Genomic DNA, 23,825 nt, shown 5'->3' with positions numbered 1-23,825 from the left:
GACCGGGGCCACTCTTATCTCGTCAGTCCCGCGTCGACCCCTGATCCCGCGTGCACCCCTGATCCCGCGTGGACCACAGCGCCCACGCGACGAGGACCGGCTGGAAGAGCAGCCGCGCCCAGCGGGCCTTGTCGCTGTCGAGGCGGAAGCCGTCGCGCCGGCCGAGCGCCTGCGCGACGTTGCCGGGGAAGATCGCGATGAAGAAGGTCGCCAGGATGACTCCGACCCGGCGCCGCTCCTTCGGCAGCGCGACCAGCGCAGCGCCGAGCATCATCTCGACGGCGCCCGAGGCGACCACGACGCCGTCCTTGTCGATCGGCAGCACATCGGTGACGACGTCGGGGACCTGCGCCTGGAACTCCGTGCGCGCCCAGAACAGGTGGCTGAGGCCGGCGAACACCATGGCGCCGGCGAGTACCCAGCGTGCGAGAGTCTTCATCGTCCGAGTATCCCCCGACGGGGGATGCCGCGGCCCGGCGATACCCTCGAATCGTGACCTCCCTCGCGCCCTTCCCGTTCGCGCGGCTGTCCCGCTCTCCGGACGTCGAGGCGCCCGGGCTCGTGGCGGCGGATGCCGCGGATCGGCTGATCCTCGACGAATCGGCCGCAGCGCGGGCCGCCGCGGCGCCCGGTGAGATCGCGGTCATCGGCGACGCCTACGGCGCGCTCGCGCTGGGGGCGGCATGGGACGGCGGCACCGGCATCCGTGTCCATCAGGACGCCCTCGTCGCCGAGCGCGCGCTTGCGCGGAACGCCGCTGCGCTCGGGCTCGCCGCGCAGGTGACCTCGCTCCCCCTGGCCGCCGAGGTCGTCTCGGGCGCCCGCGTCGTTCTGCTGCGCCTCCCCCGCTCGCTCGACGCCCTCGACGACGTCGCCGCGCTCATCGCAGCGCACGCCCGCCCGGACGTCGTCGTCTACGCCGGAGCACGGCTGAAGCACATGACGCGCGCGATGAACGACGTTCTGGCGCGCTCCTTCGTGCAGCTCGACGTCACGCTGGCGCGCCAGAAATCCCGCGTGCTGGTCGCACGGTCTCCGCAGGACGGCCACGATCCCGTGCCGGCTCACGGGGAGGCCGACGGTCTCGCCCTGCGCGCCTTCGGCGGCGCGTTCGCGGGTGCGCGGCTCGACATCGGCACCCGTCTGCTGCTCGCCCACCTCCCCCGTGACCCCGGCGGCGACACCGCCGACCCGCTCATCGACTTCGCCTGCGGGACGGGCGCGGTCGCCGCCCATCTCGCCCTCGCTCACCCGGAGCGACGCGTCTACGCGTCCGATCAGTCGGCTGCCGCCGTCGCGTCGGCCCGGGCGACGGCCGAGGCGAACGGTGTGGCCGATCGGGTCGAGGTGGTGAGGGACGACCTGCTCCAGGCACGCGCGGAGGCCTCGGCATCCTTCATCGCACTGAACCCGCCCTTCCACAGCGGCGCGGCAGTGACCGATCGGCTCGCGCCGCGGATGTTCGCCGACGCGGCTCGCGTCCTGAGATCCGGCGGAGAACTGTGGTGCGTCTGGAACTCCGGACTGCGCTACCGGGGCGAGCTCGAGCGGATCGTGGGACCGACGCGGCAGGTGGCGCGCGATGCGAAGTTCACCGTGACGGTGTCGACGCGTCGCTGACGAGCGTTCACCGGCCGCCCGGCGGTCCGAGGATCAGCAGGGCGACGTACAACGCCACGACGGCGACCACGATGAGGGCGACGAGGATGCCCGCGTGGCGGAGGAACCACCGCAGCAGCCGGTCGATCGGGCGGCGGTCGCGGGGGTCGTCGGTCTCGTCGAGCCGCCACTGCCCGTCGAGGCGCCCGGTGCGGCGCAGCCAGATCTCCATCGGGAGGGTCGCGTACGGCACGATCGCCGAGGCGACGGCGAGCAGGGCGACCCCCGGACGCCAGCGGTTGTTCAGGGCGACGAGGATGGCGGTCGCCCCGTACGAGAGGAAGACGAAGCCGTGGATGCCGCCGCCGATGGTGACGGCGACGGCCGGCCCGCCGACGGCGCGGACGATGAGTCCGGCGATCAGAAGGGTCCAGGAGATCAGCTCGCCGATGGCGAGGACGCGATACAGGGTGGCGGGGGTGCGGAACACCCCTTCAGGCTACCTGAAGGACGCCGCCGAGCCTGCGCGATAGCTGTGATCGATCAGCGGCGCGTCGACCACAGTGCCCACGCGACGAGGACCGGCTGCAGGAACAGCCGAGCGAAACGCTTGGCATCGGAGTCGAGCCCCGGGACGTCACGGCCGGTGCGCCAATGGTGCACGTTGCCGGGGAAGACGGCCACGAACAGCGCGGCGACCGCGACCCCGATACGACGCCGCTCGCGCGGCAGGAGGACGAGCCCCGCCCCGAGCATCAGCTCGACCACGCCCGACACGACGACGATGGTGTCCTTGTCGGTGCGCAGCAGACGGGTCGCCCAGTCGGGCACAGCGACGCGGAAGCCGCGACGGAGGGTCGTGAGGTGACCGGCGCCGGCGGCGACTAGGACGGCCGCCAGCGCCGATCGCGCAACAGAGCGCAGCGGATCGCGCCGCGACCGGTTGCGACGTCGCGTCATTCGACCACGCCGGCTCGGATGCCGTCCAAGGACTCGGCGACCTTGGGGTGCGCCTGCGCGAGGGCGCGGTCGAGCGCGGCGAGCCGCTCCTGCGCGTCCTGCAGGACCTTCGCCCCCCGCGGGGTGACGCTGAGGTCACTGGCGGCCCCGGCCTGTGCGGTCGCGTCGGCCACCAGGCCGTCGTCGACGAGGGCATGCACCGCCGCATGGGCCGACTGGACGGTGATCCGGGACCGGCGCGCGAGTTCTGAGAAGGAGATCCCGGGTTCGGCGCCGATATGACCGAGCAGACCGAATTTCCGCGTCGAGATGCCGAGGTCGCGGAGCTCGGCGGCGAGCTGCGACTCCCACGCGGCGGAGACGGCGAGCAGTGCGATCACCGGGCTGAAACGCGGTGCATCCTCGGTCGGGGTATCTGCCACGCGAGCAGTCTATGAGTCAAGGGACAGCCGGCCCGTGATTTGCGTGGCAGGGACCGGCCCCGGGAGCCAATACAATCAGCGCTATGATGCGCGCGAACGCCCATCCCACCGCAGCGTTGGCCGCTGCGGTGATGGCGTTCGCCCTGGTGGCTCCCGTGTCGGAGGCGTCCGCTGCCACGACGGTACCGGATCACCACGTCCATACCGCCGTCCCCAGCGTCCCCGCGGCCCTCGCCGAGCTCGCCTCTCTCGATCGCGCGGGCATCGCCGATCTGCTCGAACGGACCCCCGGGCTGATCGCGACCCTGCTGACGCGGACGTCGGCCGGCGAGGCCGCGGCGTGGTGGACGGGGATGGATCTCGCGCATCGCGCAGATCTCATCCGCACCGCGCCCCTCCTCGTCGGTTCGCTCGACGGCATCGACGCCGTCGATCGCGTGCGGGCGAACCGGTACGCGGCGCGCACCCGACTGGCGCGTGTCGACGAACGACTCCAGCGCCTGACCCGCGGCGACGACGAGGACGACGCCGCGCAGCTCGGTGACCTCCTGCTCGAGCGCCGCTACCTCACGAGGGTCGTCGCCGGCGACGTGCACCTCTACCTGTACGCTCCCGAGCGCGGCGCGATGATCGAGATGGCCGGAGATCCGTCGACGGCCACCGGCATCCTGCTCGTCGTGCCGGGCACGAACGCGTCGGTGCGCAGCTTCATGGTGGACGACCCAGTCACCTCCTTCGCCGACTGGCAAGTGGCCAACGCCGATCCCAGCTCGCCCATCGTCGCATTCACGGTGCTCGCCGCCCCGATGCCTCAGATCTCGCTCGATGTGGTGGCGGGACCGCAGAACAACACGATCGCGACGGCCGCCGGCGCGGACTACGCTCGCATCGTGAAGGGAATCGACGTCGCTTTCCCGGGTCTTCCGACGCTCAGCTACGAGCACTCCGCGGGCTCGCAGGTCGGCAGCGCAGCCGAGGTGCACGGCGCCCGCTTCGACGTGCGGTTCCTCGCGGGCGGGGTCGGTGCCACGGACGGCTACCAGCCCGTGGCCGGAACAGCGTATTACGCGGCGCAGGCGGCGGAGGATGTCAACCGCTACTACGCCGGCTTCCAGGTCGGCGACATCGGCTACGGCGTCGGTCCCGAGGAGATCCCCGGGGTGGTGATCGTCGACCCGGGATACACCGAGGAGCAGGCGACGGGCTCCGTCGGCGCGATGCTCATGCAGGGGCTCGACCTCCATAATCGGCTGTTCAGCGGCGACGGACGCACCAACGGAACCGTCCTGAAGGATGTACGCCTGCTTCTGGCCTCCTTGGCCCGCGGAAGCGGCGGCTGATGCGCGCCCGGTCCGGCGCAGCGACGATGCTGCTCGTGACCTTCCTCACCGGCCTCACCGCCTGCTCCGCGAGCTCCGGCCCGTCCTACGTCGAGGTGCGCGCCCAGGTCGAGGATGCCGTCGCGGAGATCGTCGCCGCCCTTCCCGACGGCGCCGAGTTCCTCCCCGACGGCGGAGCCCGCGCGCAGACGTGCGACTCGGAGGTGAGCCCGCGCGGACGGGCGGCCGGCGACTTCGCGACGGTGCACGGCGCGGTCAGCCTCCCCGAGGGGACGGATGCCGCGACCACCGTCACCGAGCTTCCTGTCGCCCTCGGCGACGGGTGGGCCCTCGAACCCGCCGGCGTCGACCTCGACATCGCGACCGTTCGGCTCAGTCGCGCCGAGACGAACGTGTCTGTGGATGTGACGGAGTCCACCGTCGACGGGCGCCCCGGGCTCGACCTGCTCGCGGTGTCGGAGTGCGGCCGCGCGGGCTGAGCCGCGCCGTGGGATGAGGGCGCCGTCGACGGCTCATTCGTGGGCATGTCCGCGGATGCAACGGATCCGACCCGACACGCCGCGAGAGCGATCTGCAGCCCGGCGTGTCCGCGCGCATCTGTCGCGTCAGCAAGCGGCACCGCCGGCGAGAGCGGTCAGGACGAGGGTGATCGGACGGAGTCCGCTCGGTCCGAGGGCGCGTGGGCGAGCCGCTCGATGACGGTCCTCGCAGGGTCGAGTTCGTACCGCTCGAGGGACGCCGTCGAGAGGAAGCCCATGTGAGGCGTGACGATGGCGCGCGGATGCGTGCGAAGCGGATGGTCGCCGGCGGGCGGTTCGGCGTCCAGGACGTCGGCGACATAGCCGGAGAGGTCGCCCCGGTCGAGTGCGGCGCGCGCGGCCGTGCTGTCGACGAGTTCGCCACGCGAGACGTTGACCAGCAGCGCGCCAGCACGCATCCGGGCGAGAGCATCGGCGTCGATGATGCCTCTTGTCGACGGGGTCGCCGGGAGGTGGAGGGAGACGACGTCGGACTCTCTCAGGACGTCGTCCATGCCCGTCAGCTCGACACCGTCGGAGGACTCCATGACGGCAGGATCGGCCGCGACGATCCGGGCGAAGAGCGGCCGTGCAAGGCGCGCCAGCTCGCGTCCGATCCGCCCGTAGCCGATGAGGCCGAGCACGAGGTCGTTCGCGGCGCGCGGGACGACGTCCAGATCTGCCGTCCATCCGCCGCCCGACACCACTCGCCGACCCGCGGGTAACTCGCGGAGCGCGGCCAGGATGAGCGCGAAGGCGTGGAGGGCAACCTCCTGCGAGGAGACACCCCCGAGCCCCACCACCTCGACACCTCGTGCGTCCGCGGCCGCGATGTCGACCATGTCGACGCCGGTGGACGTCGTGCAGACGAGCCGCAGCGATGGGAACAGATCGAGCTGCACCTGCCCGAAAGCCGCGAACCCCACGATCGCCGCTGTCGCCCGATCCGCGCCGGGCGGCAGTGGAGCGTCCAGACCGTCCCACAGCACCACGACCTCGAACCCGGCATCCTCGAGCAGGATGATCCCCGGCCGCGGATCCAGGTCGCCGACTTCCGTGATGACCACCACGCTCACGCGGAACGCTCCGTGTGCGTCGGCGCGAAGAGCCCGATCGTCTGCGGCAGCACGATCACCGACGGGCCGGGGGTCTCCCACGCGGTACGGAGATCAGCGGCCAGAGTCGTGGGCGTCGTGGCAACGGCATGCGCGCCGAAGGACTGCGCGAGGGCGACGAAATCGGGCATCGTGAGATCGGTCGCGGTCGCCGCGCCGAACGCGCCCGTCATGTACTCGGCCAGGATGCCGTAGCCGCCATCGGCGACGATGAGCCACGTGAGGTCCAGACCCAACTGGACGCACGTGGCGATCTCGGCGATGCCGTACATGGCGCCTCCGTCTCCGGTCACGGCCAGCACCGCGCGGGAGGGATCCGCGAACGCCGCGCCTATCGCTGCGGGGAAGGCGTACCCGAGGCCGCCCGCGCCCTGCGCCGTCGCGAACGTCCCGTCGCGACTGTCCCAGGCCGACCACGCCCAGTAGGCGATCATCGTCATGTCCCAGAAGCTGTCTCCGTCGTCGGGAAGCCCTTCACGGATCGACGCGAGGATCCCGCGTTCGAGTTCCAGCCCTTGGCTGTCGAGGCGTGCGCGGACCACGTCGGCCAGCGCGGCGATCTCCTCGACGCGGTCGGTCCGCCGCCTCGGATCGCTCCCCGAACCGAGGGCGTCGGAGAGGCGCTCGAGCGCATCGCGCGCGTCACCGTGGAGGCCGAGGCCGGAGTGGTTCGACCCGAGCACGCCGAGATCCGCGTCGAGCTGGATGACCCGTCCCTGCGGGCGGAGCGTGAAGTAGTTGCTCGACAGCTCCCCGAGCCCGCTGCCGACGACCAGCAGGACGTCCGCCCCTTCGAGGTACTCGGTCGTGGCGATATCCTCGATCCACGTCCCTGCAGCGAGAGGATGCGTGGTCGGCACCGCGTCCCGTCCGCTGAAGGTCGAGAAGACGGGCGCGTCGATGGCCTCGGCGACCCGGAGCAGGGCGTCTGATGCTCCCGCTCGAACGGCGCCGCCGCCCGCGAGGATCACGGGTCGTTCAGCGACGTCCAGCATCCGGGCGGCCTCAGCGATCAGCTCGTCACGCACGCGCGGGGACCTCGGATGCACCCGAGCGTCGACGACGGGCGGGACGTCGTTCCCGACGGGCGCGAGCAGGATGTCCTGCGGGATCTCCACCAGGACCGGACCCTGCGGCACCGAGAGAGCGAGCTCCCACGCCTCGATGAGCGCGGACGGGATCTGTGCGGAGGTACGCACGGTCCAGCTGCCCTTGACCACTTGGGCGAATGCCGCCGACTGGTCCTCGAGTTCGTGGAGGTGACCGCGCCGCGATCCTCCCAGACCGTCGACGGGGATCTGCGCCGAGATGGCGAGCACCGGCACGGATGACCCCGCAGCCTCCATCAGGGCCGGGAGCGCGGTGAGAGCACCGGGTCCCGTCGAGAGGAGGAGAGGGGCGACCGTGGCGCTGCAGCGAGCGAGGCCGTCGGCCATGAAGCCCGCGTTGTTCTCGACGCGCGCCGGCAGCAGCTCGATCGGTGCGCGACGGAGCGCGTCGAACAGGCCGAGCGCGTGCTGGCCGGGGATGCCGACCACGCGGTCGACGCCGAGTGCACGGAGAGTCTCGACCGCCACGTCCCCGCCGGTTCTGCCACCGGTCATCCGAGCTCCACCCCGGATGAGAGCGCCACCGCCGACGACGAGGCCGCCTCGAGCTCACCGGCGACGACGCGGGTCAGCACCGAGGTGAGCACCTCGAGGCCGGCGAGCATGTCGTCGTCCGACGTGAACTCACGCTCGTTGTGGGAGATGCCGTCGACGCTCGGGACGAACAGGAGGATCGTGGGCACGACCTCCTTCATGTTCGTCGCATCGTGGCCGGCCACGGTGGCGGAACGGCGATGCGGATGCCCCCGCCGTTCCGCCTCCTCCGCGGCGAGGACGATGCCCTCCTCGAGGAACGGGCCGCTGGACCATTCGGTGACCCTGACGATCTCGATGTCGACGCGCGCGAGGCGCCTGATCTCATCGATACGCGCCTTCAACGTATCGATCGCGGTGTCGAGGATGTGGGTGGCGGGCGACCGGACATCCACGAGCATGCGGACCTCACGAGCGATCGCGACCGGGGAGTTCGGGTCGAGGTACATCTCGCTCACCGCCGTGTGAAGCTGCTCGGGCTCGAACCCGTCGACGAGACGTCGGACGGCGACGATCAGCTCAGCGGCCCCGTACAGGGCGTCCTTGCGATCGGCCATCGGCGCTGCACCGGTGTGGGACTGTTCCCCGCTCACGACGATCTCGAGTTTGTGGGCCGTCCAGGTCGTCGCGACGACACCGATCGTCGTGCCCGTCTCCTCGAGTTCACGACCCTGTTCGACGTGGATCTCGAGGTAGGCGGCGACGTCGAGCCCCGCGAACGCACCGCGACCGCCGATGTCATCGAGAGCCTGCGCGACTGTCGTGCCTGCCGGGTCCGTCGTGGCCAGAGCGTCGGCTACGCCGAGGAGGCCCGTGAAGACCGCGCTCCCCATCATGCTCGGCTTGAAGCGGCTGCCCTCCTCGTTGAACCAGTCGACGACGGCGACGTTGAACCGCGGTTGCGACACGGAGCCGACGGCGGTCCGCGCAGCGTGCGCCGCAGCCAGCACGCCGTAGGCGCCGTCGAAGCGTCCGGCGAGCGGCTGACTGTCGAGATGGGAGCCCACGAGGACGTAAGGCGCGCCGGGCACGACCTCCATCAGGCCGAAGATGTTGCCGATGGCGTCGGTCTCGACCCGGAGGCCGTTGCCGGCGAGCCACGCGGAGAACCATCCGCGGGTCTCGCCGTCGGCCGCGCTGGCGGCCTGCCGCTCCACGCCCCCGCCCGGGGTTGCTCCGAAGGCGGACATCTGCCGGAAGTCGTCCAGGAAGCCGCTCTGCGTCATCGGTCCCACTCCCGGACGAGCTCCATCGTGGAGCAGTGCAGTCCCCCGCCGTTCTTGAGCATCTCGCGGAATTCGATCGGGATCACCTCGACGCCGTGCCGATCGGCGAGCATCTCGGCCGTGCGCGGCAGATGGGCGGGGAGGATGACGCGTCGGCGGTCGGTGACCAAGAGGTTCGTCGACCATTCCTCATCAGGGTGAACGTTCACGGTCTCGATACCGAGGGACCAGAGCGCCGCCATGTAGTCGTAGGGGGCCAGACGCGGATTGATGAGGGCGAGATCGTCGTCGAGCATGACCGAGCACATGTCGAGGTGGATGAGGTAGCCGGGCAGGCTCACCTGCTCTACACGGATGCCGAGCGGTTCCAGGATGCGCATCAGCTGACGCCCTCCCTCCGGATTGCACCGCACCGAAGTCCCGAAGAAGGCGAGATCGGGTCGCACCTTGACGAAGCTGCCTCCTTCGACGAGCCCCGAACCCGTGATCATGCCGAGGATCGGCATGCCCGCTCCCGCCACGGTTGCGGCGATCGACTGCTCCTCCCCCCGTCGCATCCGAGGCGCGAGCCGCCCGATCACCGCGCCGCCCGGCACAGTGATGAGGGGATCGCGCGTGTAGACCGCCTTCGTGAAGCTCGGGTCGAGATCGGGGGCGAAGACGACGTCGATCGACTCCGCGCGCAGCGCGTCCAGGAATCCGTCGTACTGGGCGTGGACGAGGTCGAGGTCGGGCAGGTCCTCGCCGGTCCAGTACCAGCGGCGATCCGGATCGACGAACGCGCCCATGTCCGGCTCATACGCCTCAGCGCGCACCGCGGCGAGACCCGCGCTGGGCCGACGCATCAGGACGGAGCGAAGCCTGCCGACCTCGTCGGCCGCACCCCAACGACGTCCCCACACATCGGGCAGCTCGTCATGGAATGCCGGCAGCGGCTCGGGTCCCATCAGGTGATGGAATCGGCCGTCCGATACCTCTTTGGTGGAGTCGATGGCACTGGTCACGATGCGGTGCTTTCTGCGTGGGAGTGGGAGTCGGGGCTGACACGGGTCACGACCGATGCGCGCGGATCCCAGTGCAGGGTCACGTGCTGATCCACTGCGACCCGGGTGGGACGTGCGGCATCCTCGCGGGAGATCAACTCGGCTCCCGATCCGGTGACGACGATGACCTTTCGCGAGTCACCGGCGTACACGACGCCGCGCACGACGCCGTCCACACGCGAGTGCGCTTCGGGCGCCCGTCCGGGCTCGGCGATGTCGACCAGCGACGGTCGCACCATCACCGCCACAGCCGCGTCACCGACGGGCGAGCCATCGACGAGCGTCGGCGGGGAGAACACGATGCCTTCGGCGAGCTCGAGCGTGCCGTCACCCCGCACGGCTCCTCGGAACAGGTTCGACTCGCCGACGAAGGCCGCTGCGGTGTCGTCAGCCGGCCGGTGGTAGAGCTCGTCGGGCGTGGCGAACTGAACGAGGCGACCGTGATCGAGCAAGGCGATGCGATCGCTCATGGTGAGGGCCTCCTCCTGATCGTGCGTGACGTTGATGACGGTCAGCCCGAGTTCTCGGCTGAGTCGACTGATCTCGAGCTGCAGTGCGTCGCGCAGGTTCCGGTCCAGCGCGCCGAGCGGTTCGTCCATGAGGAGGAGCCGCGGCCGGCTGACGATCGCGCGGGCGAGTGCGACGCGCTGTTGCTGGCCACCGGACAGCTGAGTGATACGACGTCTGCCGAAGGTCGGGAGGCGCACCGCCTCGAGCGCCTCCGCGACGCGGCGCTGACGTTCGGCCCGCGAGAGCCGGCGCATGCGGAGGGGGTAGGCGACATTCTGTTCCACGCTCAGATGCGGGAAGAGAGCGTAATTCTGGAACACCATGCCGATGTCGCGCTTGTGCACGGGAACCGAGCGCAACTCGCGTCCGTCGAGCAGGAGCGATCCCTCGTCGGCGTCGTCGAAACCGGCGATGATCCGCAACAGCGTCGTCTTGCCGGAGCCGGAGGCGCCGAGGAGAGTCACGAACTCGCCGGCGGCGACCTCGAGGCTCACGTCGTCGACCGCGGGCGTGCCGCCGTATCTCTTGGTGATGGAACGGACGCTCAGTGCGGCGCCGGGCGCGCGCGGCGGTGCGGTGGGACTCATCGGGAGCTCCTCGGTCTCTTCAGGGCACGGGCGGACAAACGGGCGCTGATCGGCCCGATGGCGAACACGATCAGCGCGATCGCGAAGGTGACGACGGTGACGATGAGCGCCACCGCGGATACCGAGGGCTCGACACCCGAGCGGAGTTGGCTGTACATCAGCACCGGGAGGGTCTGGAACCGCGCGTCGCTGAGGAACGTCGCGACGACGACCTCGTCCCACGAGGAGATGAAGGACAGCAGCCCGCCCACCATGGTCGCGGGTGCGATGAGAGGCAGCGTGATGGTGACGAGGGTTGTGAACTGTCCCGCTCCGTGTACGCGTGCCGCCTCCTCGACCCGAGGGTCGAGCGTCCGCAGGAGGGCGAGGACGTTGACGAACACGTACGGCAGGCCGAGCACGCCGTGTGCGAGCGCCAGCCCGAGGACGTTGCCGGTGAGCCCGAGTCGCACGTAGACCAGGTAGAAGCCGATGGCTCCCACCACGAGCGGGAGGATCATCGGAAGAACCGAGACCGCCGTGAAGACGGAGGCGATGGGGCCCCGGGTGCGTGCGGCTCCCAGCGCGAGGGCGCCGCCGCCGACCATGGCGAAGACCGCGGCGAGCAGCCCCACGGCGAAGGAGTTACCGAACGCTCTCATCCACCGCCGATCGCCCAGGACGTCCTCGATCCAGCGCAACGAGACGCCGTCCGGCGGGAAGGTGACCTGGGTCCCGCTGGTGAAGGCGGTCGCGCAGATGACGATCGTCGGGAGGATCAGAACGACCGCGATGATGACGCCGACGATGCGGACGGTGATGCCGACTCTCATACCGAGGTCCTCTCCGTGGCGATACCCAGCACGCGCCCGAGCCCGAGGAATCGAGACGCGACGCCCAGGATGACGATGACGGCGGCCAGCAGCAGAACGGCCATCGCCGACCCCACGCCTGTGTTGAGCAGGGTGTTGGTCTGCTCGACGATCGACTGCCCGATGACCTGGTTCCCCGCGCCGCCCAGAAGCTGCGGAGTGATGTAGTACCCGAGCGTGAGGACGAAGACGAGGAGGCTCCCGGCGGCGAGACCGGGGAGCGACAACGGGAAGGTCACGCTCCAGAACGCCCGTGCGCGCGTCGCGCCCAACCCGTGGGCCGCGACCGCGAGGTCCGGCGAGATCCCGCGCAGCTGGGCGTAGATCGCGAGCACGGAGAAGGGAACGAGGATGTGGGTCATGCCGATGAGGGTGGCCAGAGGTGTGCGGATGAGCTGGATCGGCTCCTGGATGACACCGACCGTCTGCAGGAAAGTGTTGATGAGCCCGGTGTCGTTGAGCAGCACCTGCCACGCGTAGCTGCGCACGAGCAGGCTCGTCCAGAACGACAGCATGAGAGCCACCATCAGGACGCGGGACAGGACGGGTCCAGAGCGGGCCATCGCGTAGGCGTAGGGGTAGCCGATGACCGCGGAGCTGAGGGTGACTGTGGCCGCGAGGGTCGCGGTGTTGCCGATGGAGCGGAGGAAGGATGCCGAGGCGAGCGCGTCGGCGAAGTTGCCGAATCCGGCGTCGAAAGCCCGCTGCACGACGATCGCAAGCGGGAGTATCAGCGCGAGGACGACGAAGAGGAAGCCGAGGAGGCCGACGCTGATCCACCAGCGTCGACCCCCTCCGTGATGGATCAGGATGCCACCCATGCGGACACTGCCTCGAGGACGTCCGCGCGGTTCGCGTTCCACCACTCGAAGTCGGGGACGATCGGAGCCGCGTCACCCGTGCCCTCGTTCGAGGTCGGGACGTCGGCGAGCTTGTCGTCCGGGATCGTGGCGTGGGGGTTGCCGGGACCGTAGGTGAGGTAGTTCACGAGGTCACCGGAGTGCTCGGTCGAGGTGATGTAGGCGACGAGAGCCATGGCGTTGTCCAGATTTGGGCTGTCGGCCGGGATGGTGACGTAGTCGGCCGACTGGATCTGCCCGTCCCATGACATCGCGATCGGAGAACCCTCGGCCTCGGCTGCGGTGACGCGGGCGTTGTAGCACGCTCCCACGGTCGCTTCGCCCGACGTCACCAGGTCGATGCACTCCGCACCGCTGGTGATGAAGATGAGGTCGTCCTTGATCGGCGCCAGGGCGGCGAACACCCGGTCGATGTCGAGCGGGTAGAGGTCGTCGCGGCTGACGCCGTCCGCCAGGAGGATGGCCTCGGCGAGACCGAAGAAGCCTTCGCCCGCGTTGATGGCACGCTTCCCGGGGAACGCGTCACCGTCGAGCCAATCCGCCCAGTTCTGGGGGCCTGCGTCGCCGAAGGCGTCGGTGTTGTAGGTCACGACCGTCGAGTAGACGAACATCGGGACGCCCTTGGCGGTGACCGGCCACTGACCGTCGAACGCATCGCATTCGACGATGTCGCAGTCGATGTCGGCGAGCCCGTCGTTCGCCTCGGTGAGCCCGAAGTCCAGACCAGCCTCGGCGACGTCCCAGGTCACGTTTCCGCTTTCGATCATCTGCAGCAGCTTCGAGTTGTCCATCGACGGATCGAGGATCGCGTCGACTCCGGTCTCCTCCGAGAAGGGGTCGAGCCACGCGGCGGTGATGGCGTCGCCACCTGCGCCGCCGTAGCCGGCGAAGGTGACCTCGCCGCTCAGACCGGATCCGGCTTCGGCGGAGGGTGAGGGACTGGACGGGGAACACGCGGTGAGCGCGAGGACGGCGGCGACGGATGCGACCGTCGCTGCGACCGCGGTGCGGTTTCGGGACATGGTGAGCCTTTCTCGGTTCGGGTGTCACTGAGAAGTGGGTGGAGCAAAGGAACATCCAGGACGTGTACGCCTATCCTGTTGATGCGTCGGAACCTCCGGAATTGGAGGAAACGCCTGTCTCCGACTGTCGCGTTGGAGACTTCTCCGACGTCGGCGACGAAAGAAGCCGCAATGTTTCGACGGCGTTTCGACGGGCCTCAGCGGGTGTTTCCCACCCGCTCGTCGCCGAGTCGGCGAGGGCACAAGGATCGAGAATGGCCGCATGAACGTGGGAGAGCTGCTCGCTGACCCGAGCCTCTCCCTGACGCTCGCTGTGGCGGGCGACCTCGACGCCCCGATCGAGTGGGTGCACGCCATCGATCGGTACCCCGCATCCGAGTTCATGTCGGGAGGGGAGGTCGCCCTCACCTCGGGGCAGTGGTGGCCCGCTGTGTCCGCCGACGTCTACGTGCGCGACCTGGTAGCCGCACGCGTCATCGCCCTCGGCTTCGGTCTCACGAACACGGTGAACGAGCTTCCGACCCAGTTGGTCGAGGCGTGCGAACGTCTCGGGCTGACGTTCTTCCTCGTGCCGATCGAGGTGCCCTTCATCAGCGTCATCAAGACTTTCGTCCAGGCGGAGCGACGCACCTGGGAGCGCCCGTTGCGACGGCATCTCGACTACTACCGGACGTTCGTGGCGGCGCTGCGCGAGGACCGCAGCCTGGCGTCGATGCTCGCCTCGTTGTCGAGCGGTCTCGGCACCACGATCGGTCTCGTCGCGGACCGGGAGGTGTCGGGGGTGACCACGACCGAGGCGATGTTCCCGATCCCGCTTCTCAGCGAGGGCGTCATCGATGCCGAGCTCTACAGCGCGACCGACCCCGCGTCGTTCAGCGTTGAACAGCAGGCGGTGCTGTCCGTGGGTGTTCCGTTCATCGCCCTCGAGGTCGAACGCATCCGGTCGGTCCGACGGACCGTGGACGGCTACACGCGCGAACTCTTCACGTGGGTGCGCAGCGAGGACCACGACGCGGTCACGATTCTCGCCCGGCTGCGCTCTCTGGGAGTGACAGGAGCGGACGACCTCGCTGTACTCGCCGTGCGGCACCGCGATCCCGATGCGGTCCTCGTGGCCGTCCGTCGTGAGGCGGGCTCGGATGCCGCGGCTGCGCGCTTCGACGATGCGGTGCTCGTGTGCATCGCCGGCGCCGCGGTCGCGGACCGTGTGGTCTCCGGACTCCCGCGGGGCTCATCTACGGGCCGCGGCTCAGCTGGCCCGGCCGACCGGCTGCGACTCTCGCTCATGCAGGCCGAGCACGCCCTGTCACTCGCCCGACGCGCGGGCTCCGGCGCCGTCGTCGGGGCCGAGGACCTCAACAGCCCCTCGACGATCATGTACTCGGAGGCGTCAGAGCTCATCCGCGAGACCGGGGCGGCGCTGCTGCGCCCGCTGCGGGACTACGACGACGAGCGTGGAGGCCAGCTCCTCCACACTCTCGAGGTGTTCCTGCGCACGGGCGGACGGCTCAGCGCCGCCGCGAACGAACTGTACGTGCACCCGAACACGCTCCGTCACCGCATCCAGCTCATCGAGGACATCACCGGACGAAGCCTCTCCTCGACCCGGGACCGCACCGACTTCGATCTGGCGCTCTCGCTGGCAGAGCAAGGACGCCTCGACCCGTAGTCACCGATCGAGACGACGGGCAGCGAGTGTCGCCAGAGCGGCCGCCAGGTCGCCCACCACGGCATCGTCGAAGCGGACCCGCGGCGAATGGTTCCATTCGGCCGGGTCAGCGTCTGCGGGTGAGGCCGACAGCAGCACGAACGCGCCGGGAACGGCTTGGAGCACCCGCGAGAAGTCCTCCGACGCCATCAGCGCCTCTCCCCCGAGGTCGGAACGATCCGCACCGAACGTCTCGGCGAGGATCGTATGGACGAACTCCGCCTCGGCGTCATCGTTGACGAGGACGGGGTAGTCCGCGGAGAACGCGACCTCGGCGCGGCACCCGTGTGCCGCCGCGACGCCGTCGGCCACGCGCTGGACCTCCCGGCGCATCCGCTCATCCGACCCGGGCGACAGCACGCGCACGGTGGCGCCGAGCGAGGCGGTATCGGGGATCACATTGATCGCCGAACTCCCGGTGAGCTGCGTGACCGTGAGGACGACCGGATCGAGCATCGAGAACCTGCGGGTGACCATGACGTGCAGCGCGGTGACCAGTTCCGCGACGGCCGCGACGGGATCGATCGCATCGTACGGGCGCGAGCCGTGCCCTCCGGCTCCGTGCATCGAGATGTGGAGGTCGGCGACCCCGGCCATGAGAGGCCCTCGCCGGGTGCGGAAGCGTCCCGCGGGGCCGGGGATCACGTGCGCGGCGTAGGCGGCCACGGGATGTGAACCTGAAGCAGTCAGAGCGCCTTCCGCGATCATCAGGGCTGCGCCGTCGTCTCCTTCCTCCCCGGGTTGGAAGAGGAAGACGACGTCGCCCGCGAGGCCCCCTCGCGCCTCCGCAAGCAGATGCACGGCGCCGATCAGGGCGGCGGTGTGCAGATCGTGACCGCACGCGTGCATGGCGCCGTTGGTCGAGGCGAAGTGGACCTCGGATTCCTCGGGCAGTGGCAGGGCGTCCATGTCCGCCCGCAGGAGCACCGTCGGGCCGGGCTGTGATCCGCGGAGGACAGCGACCACCGAGGAAAGTGCCTCACCGGTGGTGATCTCGAGGTCCAGCCCCTCGAGGGCGTCCAGGATGAGACGTTGCGTCACGGGCAGGGCGAGGCCGACCTCGGGCTCGCGGTGCATGCGCCGCCGCAGCGCGACCAGCTCCGGCTGGAGCGCCCGCGCCGCCCGTACGTAGTCGGTCACACGCTGCGCGCGAACGCGAGACTCGCCGCAAGCGCCGCATCGTCGTCGCCGACGTTGTACTCGATCGTGTACGACGCGACCGCGGGCATGGTGCGCAGCTGCACCGTGAGATCGGACGCACCGACCGATTCGGCCAGGAGCGGACCGCGCTCGGTCGCCGCGAGATGCACGAGGCTGATCGCGTCGGCGTGCCGGGTCATGGCCTCCACGGGGTCGACCTCTTCGGCGACGAGGTGGTACCAGTCCGCGAGGAGCCCGACCCGGTTGTCCATCCCGATCATCGATCGCATCAGGGCGGAGTGATCGAGAGTGTTCATGAGGAAGCTCTCGACGCGTCGGAGCCCCTCCAGGGCGATCCCGACGCCCGCGGGTGTGTCCGGCAGCACCTCCGCGATCGCTGACGCTGCCCGCTCGAAACCGCGGATCCGCGGCTCGTCCTGCCACGGCGTGTTGCGACACGCCGGCAGGACCACGATCTGATCCGCGCCGAGCTCGTGAGCCTGCTCGAGCGCGCCGCGCAGATAGCTCTGCGCACGAGCGCGGGACGCCCGATCGGGGGAACCGAGCTCCGCGTCGCTGTTCCAGGCCCAGCACATCGATGGCACCGACAGACCCGCAGACGCGAGTTCCTCCCGCAGGGCGACGGTGTCCGCGCCTGGGATCGCATCGAGCTCGATCGCGTCGAAACCCGCCGCTACGGCCCGCCGGAGGGCAGTCGGCCGGTCCCCGAGCACCCATTCGCTGACGCTGATGCGCATGCCGTCTCCCTCGTGTGTGGCGGCGAATTCTTTACAGGCGTACAGATTATGTATACGCTCAGGCCACGTCAAGACGAAAGCCACGCGCATATCGACCACCGAGGAGCACTGCGGATGACCATCGACGACACTCACGACGTGCTCATCGTCGGAAGCGGGATGATGGGAGCCGCCGTGGCGCGACTGCTCCGCGACGCCGACCCGCAGATCCGCATCGCGATGGTCGCCGGCGGTCCCAGTGTCGGCGACACCCCGGGTCAGCACCTTCATGACGTCGAGGATCCGGAGGTGTGGGCGCGCTACAACCGCAAAGTGTCCTCAGGCGTGCAGGCCTTCTACACCGGCGTGAAGCCCAGCCAGGGAGTCGGCGGCAGCATGCGCGACGTCTCCCCCGGGATGTACCACCTCACCTCGCTCGGCGAAGAGGCGGCTGAGATGCCGAGCGCCTCCGTCGCGTGGAACGCGGGCGGCATGGGCATCCACTGGACCGCGGCGACCCCGACGCCCTGGGGCTCGGAGCTCGATCCCGCGCTGAGCGACGCCGAGTGGCAGCGGGACATCGACCGCGCGTCCGATCTGCTTCGCGTGAACCGGGAGCCGTTCCCGCTGACTCCGGCCGGCGAGGCCGTCGCACGCGAACTCAGCGCCCACTTCGACGCCCGCCAAGCGCCGGGACGCGAAGTGCAGAACATGCCGATGGCCGTCAACCTGCGCGACGACGGGCGAAAGGAGCGGACGAGCCCGTCCGTCATCTTCGCGCCTCTGGCAAAGCCCGCCACAGACCCGTCGTTCACCTTCATCGCGAACAGTCTGAGCACCTCGCTGCTGCACGAGGACGGCCGCGCGACGGGCGCGGTATGCCGCGACATCGACAGTGATGAGACCTTCGAGGTGCGCGCGAGGCGGATCGTCGTCTGCGCCGACGCGATCCGCACACCCCAGCTGCTGTTCGCATCCGGCATCCGACCCGACGCTCTGGGCCGCTACCTGAACGAGCACTACTTCCTCACCGGGCAGGTCATCGCAGACCCCGATCGTCTCGGGATCTCCGTGGATGAGCTGGTGCCGCCGACCGACCTCGAGTGGGCATCCGACTGCCTTTGGGTGCCGCAGAGCGACGAGTCTCAGCCCTTCCAGGTGCACGTCATGACCAAGACGCTCGTCGACGACGATCTGACCCCGACCGGCTACGCGGTCGGCATCGAGTACTACATCCGCACCGAGATCCAGCGCGAGAACCGACTCGAGTTCTCGGAGACCGAGGTGGATGCGACGGGGATGCCGCGCATCACCGTTCACTTCGACTACACCGACACCGACCGTGCCGGCCTGGAGGCGGCGCGTGCGGACCAAGCGGTGGCTGCCTCCCGTATGGGAGCCTTCGACCCGGCGACCGAGTCGGCGGCGTTGGGCGCCGGCGGCTCGTTGCACTACACCGGGACTGTCCGGATGGGGCCCGCGGACGACGGCACGAGCGTGTGCGACCTCGACGGCCGGGTCTGGGGCTTCGACAACCTGTTCGTCGCCGGCAACGGCGTCATCGCCACGGCGCTCGCCTGCAACTCCACGCTCATCGGGATGACGAGCGCCGTGCGCGCAGCCGCCGCGATCCTCCGCGACATTGAGTCGACATGACCGGCGCGCGCGGACCGTATCGCACCGGCATCGAGACGCGGAGGGCGCTGATCGAGAACGCCATCCTCGTGTTCGGCGAACACGGATTCCGTGGCGGCTCGCTGCGCATGATCGCGGACACCATCGGCGCGCCCGCATCCCAGATCGTCAACCACTTCGGCAGCAAGGACGGCCTCCTCACAGCCGTGCTCGACCACTGGGACGCGCAACAGGTCACCGTGGGCGAGAATCACGGGCTTGCCTACGTCGAGGAGCTGCGCACCCGCATGGCCTACAGCCGTGACAACCCCACCTGGGTGGAGTTCTTTCTGACGCTCGGGTCCGAAGCGACCGCGCCCGACCATCCGGCCCACGACTACTTCGTGGCCCGCTACTCCCACATCGCCGACCGACTGCAGGAGGAAATCCTCCGGGCTGCCGACATCGGCGAGATCGCGTCGATCGATCCGGCGGCAGCGCGCGTCGAGGCGCAGCGGCTGAGCGCGATGATGGACGGCCTGCAGCTCCAATGGCTGCTGGACCGCCGACTCGACCTCGTCGCGGCGTTCGACGACTACCTCGACAGTGTCATCGCGCGTTGGCGCCGACAGACCCCTTGAAACGCCCACATCACAGGAGACACGGACATGTCCATTCAGATCGGTATCCAGCTGTATTCGGTGCGGAACTCCCTCGCCGCCGACCCCGAGGGCACATTGAACGCCCTCGCCGACATGGGACTGACCCGCCTCGAAGGAGCAAACCACCGCGCCCTCACCGAGGACGGAATCGGCTTCGGCATCCCGGCGGAATTCCTCGCGCAACTCATGCGGGAGCGCGGGATCGAGATCATCGGTTGCCAGATCAACCCTCTCGACCTCGACCGCCTGCCGGCGATCCTCGAGTTCCAGGAGAAGATCGGAAATCGCCGCATCGGATGCGACATCGAGTTCTACCCGTACGGCGACGTCGAGTACGTCAAGCGCCGCGCGGACTTCTTCAACGAGGTCGGACGCAACGCCGCCGAACGCGACATGACGTTCTTCTACCACAACCACTACATGGAGTTTCAGCGCTTCGGTGACCGCACCGTGTACGAGCTCCTGATGGACTACACCGACCCCGACCTCGTGAAATTCGAGCTCGACACCTACTGGGCGTATCGCGGCGGCGCCGACCCCATCGAGCTCTTCCGGACCTACCCGGACCGGTTCGTCATGAGCCACCAGAAGGACTTCCCCGCAGACTCTCCCCGCCCACTGAACATGTACGACGGCAGCGTCGCACCCGACGCATCCATCGACATGCCGATGTTCCTGGAACTCGAGAAGGCGGAGGAGTTCGCCGAAGTCGGCACGGGTGTGCTCCCGATCCAGGACATCATCGACGCGGCTTCGCAGCTCCCGAACTTCGCGTACATGCTGCTCGAACAGGACTATTCCGCGGGATCCGAGCTGGACTCGGTGCGCACGAGCCTGGAGGCATTCGCCCGATACGACGGCATCGACCTCTGACCCCGCTCGGTTGATGCGGGACACCTCACCTCGGCTCCCGCGTTTACCGCCTCGCAGGGCAGTGCGCAACCCCGGTACGGGCCGCCCGAAACGCTCGCACAGTAGCGCTCCCAGGACACGAGTCCTCGAAGTAAGGGAGCAACTATGTCAGTCGGAAATGGACCCGCGGGCACCGGCGGGGCCGACGCTCAGTCGGCGAAGTCAGAGACCGTGAAGGAAGAGGCGTCCGCCGTCACGGGCACCGCAGCCGACGCAGCCAAGGACGTCGCACACACCGCGAAGGACGAGGCCGCATCCGTCGCCACCGAGGCGAAGACCCAGCTGAGGGACCTTTACGCGCAGAGCCGGTCGGAGGTCTCAGACCAGGCGGCACAGCAGCAGGAACGCATCGCGGGTGGACTCCGAGCCGCGGGCGAAGAACTCGGATCCATGGCTCGCAACGCAGACGGCGGCGGCATCGCCACGGACCTCGTGCAGCAGCTGTCCGATCGTCTCACCGGCGCTGCGGCCTGGCTGGGCGACCGGGACCCCGCCGCGGTGTTGGATGAGGTCAAGAGGTTCGCACGGCGACGCCCCCTCGTCTTCATCGCGGGCGCGGCGGTCGTGGGTGTCGTCGCGGGCCGGCTCGTCCGCGCGTTGGCATCGCATGATGACGCGGGTACGGCGTCATCCAGCTCGGCGCTGACGCCGCCTCGGGCCGCCCCGCCGGTGCCGGTGTCCGCTCCGACCACACCGGTCGCGGCAGCGGAGCCGTCGAGCCTCGACCCCATCGCGGGCGACACCTCCGGTGTACTGCCGTCGTCCGAGACGCCTCTCTACGACGAGTCGGCGGGAACCCTCGGTGGCGCAGACGGGAGGATCTCGGATGAGCGACGCGACACCTTCTGAGCGCAAGGCCGCCACGACCTCTCTCGGCGACCTGCTCGGTGAGGTGACGCGCGACCTGTCGACGCTCATGCGGCAGGAGATCACGCTCGCGAAGGCCGAACTGAAGGAATCCGCCACGACGTCCGCGAAGGGCGCAGGTCTGCTCGGCGGCGCCGGGTACGCGGCATCCATGGTCGTCCTCTTCCTGTCCCTCGCCTTGTGGGCCGCTCTCGCGACCCTCGTCGGCTGGGGCTGGTCGGGCGTGATCGTCGCGGTCCTGTGGGCGATCGTCGCGGCTGTCCTGTACGTGGTCGGCCGCAAGCAACTGAAGGAAGTGCAGGGAGCGCCGCAGACCGTCGAGACCCTGCAGGAGATCCCTGAGACATTCAAGAGAAACGAGGAGAACCGATGAGCGATTCACCTGACGCCATCCGCGCCGACATCGAGCGGACCCGCGCCGAACTCGGATCCGACGTGGACGCGCTGGCCGACAAGGTCAACCCGTCCAAAATCGTCGACCGCCAGACGAGCAAGATCAAGGGTGCCGTCGGCTCCGTCCGCGACAGGGTCATGGGCGCGGCCGAGGGCGCCGGCTCATCCGCCCACGATCTCGCCGGATCGGCTCACGACGTCGCGCACGACGTCAAGGCGAAGGCGGAGGGCAACCCGCTCGCAGTGGGCCTGATCGCCTTCGGCGCTGGTCTCCTCGCTGCCTCGCTGATCCCTGCTTCTGCGAAGGAGAAGGAGCTCGCCGAAACGGCGAAGGAGCAGGCGCAGCCTCTCGTCGACGAGCTCGGTGAAGTGGCGAAGGATGCCGCGAGCCACCTGAAGGAACCGGCCCAGGAGGCCGCCGCGGCGGTCAAGGACCGCGCGCAGGAAGCGGTCGAGACCATGAAGGATGAAGGATCCAGCGCGGCAGGGACGGTCACGGACCGCGCGCAGGAAGCGCGCAGCAACGTCAGCGACAACTGATCAGGAAAGGGACATCATGAGCGATCCCATCGCAGACAAGCCGAGTCAGGCCGAAGGCGACATCGGCGACGACGACATCACGAAGGACGAGCAGGAGTCCGACGAACAGGACGACTGACGTCGGTCGGAGAGGTCCCCGCCCTCATGGGCGGGGACCTCTCGCGTTGTCGCAGCGCGTCTCAGTCTTGGAAGGTCAGTATCCCTGTCGCGAGATGAAACGGCGCGGGCACCGGGGGCGTACGGCCGTGGCGAAGGCGATCGAGGGCGAGAGCCCACCAGGACCGGTAGTGGCGTGTCCCCGTCACGAAGACCGTCATGCCTCCGTTGGTGTCGATGTGGACTGCCGGATCGCACACCCCCGCGCTCATCCAGGCCGGGGTGTCCGGATCGTCGGTGTCGAGGATACGTCGAGGCGCGCTCCACGCGGCGCGATCCGGCGACGCCGATGCGGCGGTCATCGTCCAGAGCCCCTGCGCCGGATACGGGGACGTGCGATGCAGGTTCGTACCGCGGGCGAGCACGATCACCCACCCTTCGGGGATGCGGGCGAGGGCGACGTCGAAGAATCCTTCGCGTGACGTGGCGAACGTCCGCGGCTCGCTCCAGCCGGTGATCCCGTCGAGGCTCGTCGTGCAGCGCAGTTCGTAGTCCGGCAGCTCCCCGGCGGCGACTTCATGCGGAGTGGCGAGGTACCACATCACGTGCCGACCGGACTCCCGGACGACACGCGGCTCGAGAGCGCTCGGCCTCTCGTCATCCCCCGCCACGAGAGGCTCCCCGCTGCGCTGCCATCGACCCTCGACCATTTCGAGGACGCCGATCGAGTATCGACTGGTGGGCCCGACATGGCTTCTGCCGCTGCGGCCCGCGTAATAGATGCGGGCGGGGAAAGCGCCGGATGCCGGAAGGTAGGACGGTGTGTGCATCCCGCCGCCGTCCCACGCCGTCCGGGGCGGGTCCGCCACGATCGCCCGAGCCCGACCTCTGCGATCGGTCTGGACCGCCCAATCGGCGTCCACGAGTGAGCTTCCGCTCACGGATTCTGCGACGTACAGCCGGTTGCGGAAGCCCGTCGAATAGCCCCCGAGGAAGAGGAGGCTGCGGTCGCCGTTGAGAACGAGATCACCGCTGCCGACTCCGAGGAGACCGCGTGCACTCCCGCGGTCTGAAAGCGGCGTCGGTCGAAGTGGCGCTGGAGGCCTGCCGTTGGTCTGCGGAGGCTTGGGGTGCACGATCCTTGCGGAGAGCGCACTGACCGAGCTCCATAGATGAGCGCCCTTATCCAGCGCGGTGTCCTTGACTCGAGTACAACAAGGCCGATACCCGGCGGTGGATCTACCGCCCCAGTCGAAAACGCAAAGATGACGAGAGCGACGGCGCCGAGGAAGGTGACCAACGATCCTATGAAGAGGACGGGGACTGGAGCTCTCACGCTTGCCTCCCTAGCTCACGAACAGGCTCGGATTGCACTTGACTACACGCGGTCCCCTTCTACCGCTCATTCGTTGGGGTTGAACCGTCACGCGGCCCGGGAGCACGACGAATCCGACGGCGCA

25 protein-coding genes are annotated in these 23,825 nt (G+C 69.2%); 10 read left to right on the top strand and 15 right to left on the bottom strand.

Annotated features, from left to right (window positions below):
* Nucleotides 1-22: 22 nt before the first annotated feature.
* A complete protein-coding gene (locus AB0259_RS02780) occupies nucleotides 23-439 on the bottom strand; it encodes a hypothetical protein (RefSeq protein WP_366220759.1) in 417 nt (138 codons plus the stop codon).
* Between the two features lie 53 nt (nucleotides 440-492).
* On the opposite strand from AB0259_RS02780, the gene AB0259_RS02775 reads away from it, so the two are divergent.
* Nucleotides 493-1,620: a methyltransferase gene (locus AB0259_RS02775; protein WP_366220761.1), complete on the top strand. Its 1,128-nt coding sequence runs from the start codon at nucleotides 493-495 to the stop codon at nucleotides 1,618-1,620.
* A gap of 7 nt (nucleotides 1,621-1,627) precedes the next feature.
* On the opposite strand, the gene AB0259_RS02770 is transcribed toward AB0259_RS02775, so the two are convergent.
* Genes AB0259_RS02770 through AB0259_RS02760 form a run of 3 tightly spaced genes read right to left on the bottom strand, consistent with a single transcriptional unit; the run spans nucleotide 1,628 to nucleotide 2,981 of the window.
* Nucleotides 1,628-2,089 carry a DUF3817 domain-containing protein gene (locus AB0259_RS02770; RefSeq protein ID WP_366220762.1) on the bottom strand — a complete coding sequence of 154 codons (462 nt, stop codon included), beginning with the start codon at nucleotides 2,087-2,089 and terminating at the stop codon, nucleotides 1,628-1,630.
* A gap of 53 nt (nucleotides 2,090-2,142) precedes the next feature.
* On the bottom strand, nucleotides 2,143-2,559 hold the full coding sequence (locus AB0259_RS02765) for a hypothetical protein (RefSeq protein WP_366220763.1): 417 nt from the start codon (nucleotides 2,557-2,559) through the stop codon (nucleotides 2,143-2,145).
* Nucleotides 2,556-2,981 carry a MarR family transcriptional regulator gene (locus AB0259_RS02760; protein WP_251579858.1) on the bottom strand — a complete coding sequence of 142 codons (426 nt, stop codon included), beginning with the start codon at nucleotides 2,979-2,981 and terminating at the stop codon, nucleotides 2,556-2,558. The genes AB0259_RS02765 and AB0259_RS02760 overlap by 4 nt, the downstream gene beginning before the upstream one ends.
* Before the next feature lie 83 nt (nucleotides 2,982-3,064).
* Here AB0259_RS02760 and AB0259_RS02755 point away from each other — a divergent pair, with 83 nt between their 5' ends.
* Together AB0259_RS02755 and AB0259_RS02750 are read left to right on the top strand one after the other, a co-directional pair.
* A complete protein-coding gene (locus AB0259_RS02755) occupies nucleotides 3,065-4,321 on the top strand; it encodes a hypothetical protein (RefSeq protein WP_366220765.1) in 1,257 nt (418 codons plus the stop codon).
* Entirely contained in the window at nucleotides 4,321-4,800 is a 480-nt protein-coding gene (locus AB0259_RS02750) for a hypothetical protein (RefSeq protein WP_251579847.1), read from the top strand. The genes AB0259_RS02755 and AB0259_RS02750 overlap by 1 nt, the downstream gene beginning before the upstream one ends.
* A 155-nt stretch (nucleotides 4,801-4,955) precedes the next feature.
* On the opposite strand, the gene AB0259_RS02745 is transcribed toward AB0259_RS02750, so the two are convergent.
* The 8 genes from AB0259_RS02745 to AB0259_RS02710 are packed head-to-tail and all read right to left on the bottom strand — an operon-like array spanning nucleotide 4,956 to nucleotide 13,696.
* Nucleotides 4,956-5,915, bottom strand: a complete 960-nt coding sequence (locus tag AB0259_RS02745; RefSeq protein WP_366220767.1) for an NAD(P)-dependent oxidoreductase — start codon at nucleotides 5,913-5,915, stop codon at nucleotides 4,956-4,958.
* A complete protein-coding gene (locus AB0259_RS02740; protein WP_366235763.1) occupies nucleotides 5,912-7,558 on the bottom strand; it encodes a thiamine pyrophosphate-binding protein in 1,647 nt (548 codons plus the stop codon). The genes AB0259_RS02745 and AB0259_RS02740 overlap by 4 nt, the downstream gene beginning before the upstream one ends.
* Nucleotides 7,555-8,823: a M20 family metallo-hydrolase gene (locus tag AB0259_RS02735; protein ID WP_366220770.1), complete on the bottom strand. Its 1,269-nt coding sequence runs from the start codon at nucleotides 8,821-8,823 to the stop codon at nucleotides 7,555-7,557. Before AB0259_RS02735 ends, AB0259_RS02740 begins: the two co-directional genes overlap by 4 nt.
* Nucleotides 8,820-9,827 (bottom strand): arginine deiminase family protein, encoded by a 1,008-nt coding sequence (locus tag AB0259_RS02730; protein WP_366220772.1) that lies wholly within the window; start codon nucleotides 9,825-9,827, stop codon nucleotides 8,820-8,822. The genes AB0259_RS02735 and AB0259_RS02730 overlap by 4 nt, the downstream gene beginning before the upstream one ends.
* A complete protein-coding gene (locus tag AB0259_RS02725) occupies nucleotides 9,824-10,963 on the bottom strand; it encodes an ABC transporter ATP-binding protein (protein WP_366220773.1) in 1,140 nt (379 codons plus the stop codon). Before AB0259_RS02725 ends, AB0259_RS02730 begins: the two co-directional genes overlap by 4 nt.
* Nucleotides 10,960-11,775 (bottom strand): ABC transporter permease, encoded by an 816-nt coding sequence (locus AB0259_RS02720; RefSeq protein WP_366220774.1) that lies wholly within the window; start codon nucleotides 11,773-11,775, stop codon nucleotides 10,960-10,962. The genes AB0259_RS02725 and AB0259_RS02720 overlap by 4 nt, the downstream gene beginning before the upstream one ends.
* Nucleotides 11,772-12,635, bottom strand: coding sequence for an ABC transporter permease (locus AB0259_RS02715; RefSeq protein WP_366220775.1), 864 nt, complete (start codon nucleotides 12,633-12,635; stop codon nucleotides 11,772-11,774). Before AB0259_RS02715 ends, AB0259_RS02720 begins: the two co-directional genes overlap by 4 nt.
* On the bottom strand, nucleotides 12,620-13,696 hold the full coding sequence (locus tag AB0259_RS02710) for an extracellular solute-binding protein (RefSeq protein ID WP_251579824.1): 1,077 nt from the start codon (nucleotides 13,694-13,696) through the stop codon (nucleotides 12,620-12,622). The genes AB0259_RS02715 and AB0259_RS02710 overlap by 16 nt, the downstream gene beginning before the upstream one ends.
* A gap of 262 nt (nucleotides 13,697-13,958) precedes the next feature.
* Here AB0259_RS02710 and AB0259_RS02705 point away from each other — a divergent pair, with 262 nt between their 5' ends.
* A complete protein-coding gene (locus AB0259_RS02705; RefSeq protein ID WP_366220777.1) occupies nucleotides 13,959-15,365 on the top strand; it encodes a helix-turn-helix domain-containing protein in 1,407 nt (468 codons plus the stop codon).
* On the opposite strand, the gene AB0259_RS02700 is transcribed toward AB0259_RS02705, so the two are convergent.
* Nucleotides 15,366-16,544 (bottom strand): M20 family metallopeptidase, encoded by a 1,179-nt coding sequence (locus tag AB0259_RS02700; protein ID WP_366220779.1) that lies wholly within the window; start codon nucleotides 16,542-16,544, stop codon nucleotides 15,366-15,368.
* A complete protein-coding gene (locus AB0259_RS02695) occupies nucleotides 16,541-17,302 on the bottom strand; it encodes a sugar phosphate isomerase/epimerase family protein (RefSeq protein WP_366220781.1) in 762 nt (253 codons plus the stop codon). The genes AB0259_RS02700 and AB0259_RS02695 overlap by 4 nt, the downstream gene beginning before the upstream one ends.
* Before the next feature lie 114 nt (nucleotides 17,303-17,416).
* Between AB0259_RS02695 and AB0259_RS02690 the strand changes: the two genes are divergently transcribed.
* From AB0259_RS02690 to AB0259_RS02665, 6 genes are all read left to right on the top strand, one after another.
* Nucleotides 17,417-18,937 carry a GMC oxidoreductase gene (locus AB0259_RS02690; RefSeq protein ID WP_366220782.1) on the top strand — a complete coding sequence of 507 codons (1,521 nt, stop codon included), beginning with the start codon at nucleotides 17,417-17,419 and terminating at the stop codon, nucleotides 18,935-18,937.
* Nucleotides 18,934-19,536: a TetR/AcrR family transcriptional regulator gene (locus AB0259_RS02685; RefSeq protein WP_251579817.1), complete on the top strand. Its 603-nt coding sequence runs from the start codon at nucleotides 18,934-18,936 to the stop codon at nucleotides 19,534-19,536. Before AB0259_RS02690 ends, AB0259_RS02685 begins: the two co-directional genes overlap by 4 nt.
* A 27-nt stretch (nucleotides 19,537-19,563) precedes the next feature.
* The gene (locus tag AB0259_RS02680; protein ID WP_366220784.1) at nucleotides 19,564-20,430 is read left to right on the top strand and encodes a sugar phosphate isomerase/epimerase; all 867 of its coding nucleotides are present in this window, start codon (nucleotides 19,564-19,566) and stop codon (nucleotides 20,428-20,430) included.
* Nucleotides 20,431-20,640: 210 nt separating this feature from the next.
* Nucleotides 20,641-21,318, top strand: a complete 678-nt coding sequence (locus tag AB0259_RS02675; RefSeq protein WP_366235761.1) for a hypothetical protein — start codon at nucleotides 20,641-20,643, stop codon at nucleotides 21,316-21,318.
* On the top strand, nucleotides 21,296-21,709 hold the full coding sequence (locus AB0259_RS02670) for a phage holin family protein (RefSeq protein WP_251579811.1): 414 nt from the start codon (nucleotides 21,296-21,298) through the stop codon (nucleotides 21,707-21,709). The genes AB0259_RS02675 and AB0259_RS02670 overlap by 23 nt, the downstream gene beginning before the upstream one ends.
* On the top strand, nucleotides 21,706-22,269 hold the full coding sequence (locus AB0259_RS02665) for a DUF3618 domain-containing protein (protein ID WP_366220786.1): 564 nt from the start codon (nucleotides 21,706-21,708) through the stop codon (nucleotides 22,267-22,269). Before AB0259_RS02670 ends, AB0259_RS02665 begins: the two co-directional genes overlap by 4 nt.
* A gap of 179 nt (nucleotides 22,270-22,448) precedes the next feature.
* Here AB0259_RS02665 and AB0259_RS02660 read toward each other — a convergent pair whose 3' ends face one another.
* Entirely contained in the window at nucleotides 22,449-23,306 is an 858-nt protein-coding gene (locus AB0259_RS02660) for a hypothetical protein (RefSeq protein WP_366220788.1), read from the bottom strand.
* Nucleotides 23,307-23,825: the final 519 nt, after the last annotated feature.

Origin of the sequence: Microbacterium sp. NPDC080005 (genome assembly GCF_040702445.1) — a bacterium.
GTDB lineage: Bacteria > Actinomycetota > Actinomycetes > Actinomycetales > Microbacteriaceae > Microbacterium > Microbacterium oleivorans_D.
This window is presented reverse-complemented; position numbering and strand designations above follow the sequence as displayed.